Annotated in this window: 1 protein-coding gene and 1 pseudogene; both read right to left on the bottom strand. The window is 49.9% G+C overall.

Annotation, left to right across the window (positions count from 1 at the left end; all coding sequences use genetic code 11):
• Nucleotides 1-124: 124 nt before the first annotated feature.
• Nucleotides 125-331 (bottom strand): hypothetical protein, encoded by a 207-nt coding sequence (locus INF61_RS22480; protein ID WP_193548136.1) that lies wholly within the window; start codon nt 329-331, stop codon nt 125-127.
• Between the two features lie 5 nt (nt 332-336).
• Nucleotides 337-1,626, bottom strand: a pseudogene (locus INF61_RS22485) (RHS repeat domain-containing protein); the annotation flags it as partial.

Here is a 1,626-nt window from a genome sequence, read left to right on the forward strand (position 1 = left end):
TCTAACGCCTTTGCTGATATTTTGATTGCAGGTAAAGATTATTTTCATCTCTTTACCGACCCATTCCCCACCAAAAAAAAATATAAAAAAGAACGGAAAAATAAATTCCCTACGTAATTATCTGTCAACAAAAATAAAAGTAAACATCCCGTATTAAATCTCCATCAACTTCATCAACAGTTCTGGTTTTGATTTTATTAAAGTCAGCTAAAATACCTTTCACTGGCACAATAGACTTTGATATATCATCATAAAATGCTTTTTGTTGACTTTCCGGAACATATTTTTTTATTAAAAAAACAAGATTCTTTCGTAACTCTTCATCTGTCATCGCTTTTACTCCGGAATTATAGTAACACGTTCAAAAATAACAGGGTAATTACGTTCGATTGGTAGCAACTGTAATGCCCCACATTTACCATACTCAGGATATGCACTGGTGAAAAGCTCATATCCAGGCCCTCGACCACCTTTGGCAAGAGGTACTTGCACCTGAGGCACTCCATTTTTATACAGTTGTAATGTATCAAACTCACCTAATAAACGTGCATCACTCCATGAATCAGGATTACCTTTCTCATAAAAAATTTGATAGGCGTCCCTGGCTTCATGTGCAGATTTATATTTCGTATACCCAAAATAACTTAACGGGGCTGATTTATTTTCTATTGTCTGTGGAGCATATTTGCTATCCATATAACGATATGCTGTAGAAGGCATAGTCGAACTAGGGCCATTTGGACCAACATAGAAATCAGGTTTTGTTTTACCGCTACACTCGCGGCTCAACCCCCAAGAATCCACCCACCCTAGCGCATTCGGCGCATACTGGTAAAGGTTTGTCCCCCCCGCCAGGCCTATCGGGTCCTGCTGCGTAAACCTTCCGCAGTCCGGGTCGTAATACCGGAACAGATTGTAGTGCAGCCCTGTCTCACGATCCAGGTATTGCCCCTGCATACGCAGGTTCTGGGAATATCCTGATACCTGCGTCTCGCTTTCCCGCAGCAGCTTGCCCCAGGCGCTGTTCACGCCTTCCCAGCGCACCTGCCCTTCGATATCCGTCATCCGCTCCGGCGTGCCGTTGGGCTGGCAGTGGAACCAGAAGATTTCCGGGGCATCAACGCCGTCAATACGCGCCAGCGGATCGTAGCTGTCCTGATCGCTGTAGACGTAGGTCAGCGGCACATCCCCGTGCACTTCCTGCAACAGCCGGAACCCTTCCCAGACAAACCGGGTGGTGACTGGCTTACCGGTTGGCTGCCCAAACAGCATCTGGCGTCGCGTTTTGCTGATGCGGCGCCCGAGCGGGTCATAGCGGAAGCTGACCTGCGTCTGCGGCCTGTTGCGGTCCCGCGGCTGGCTGATCACCTCCGTCAGGCGGTGCTCGCCGTCGTAGCGGTAGTGCCAGCGGGTCTGGCCGTTATCCTTCTCCACGGTGCGGCCGTGGATGTCATAGCGCCAGCGAATGCCGTTCAGCTGCGTCAGGCGGTTGTGCGTGACCTTCTCAGCTGATCCTTCGAGCGGGTTACCGGCTGCATCCCAGCGCCACTGCTCCTGGCCGGGCAGCGTGCCGTCCTGAACCAGCAGACGTCAGGCGCTGTCGTACTGCCAGCGGTACCAGCTGAA

It is taken from the genome of Enterobacter cloacae complex sp. P18RS (genome assembly GCF_014982105.1).
GTDB lineage: Bacteria > Pseudomonadota > Gammaproteobacteria > Enterobacterales > Enterobacteriaceae > Enterobacter > Enterobacter hormaechei_C.

Excerpts from the sequence above, each read along its gene's own strand:
- INF61_RS22480 (WP_193548136.1), bottom strand. The coding sequence starts at position 331 with ATGACAGATGAAGAGTTACGAAAGAATCTTGTTTTTTTAATAAAAAAA.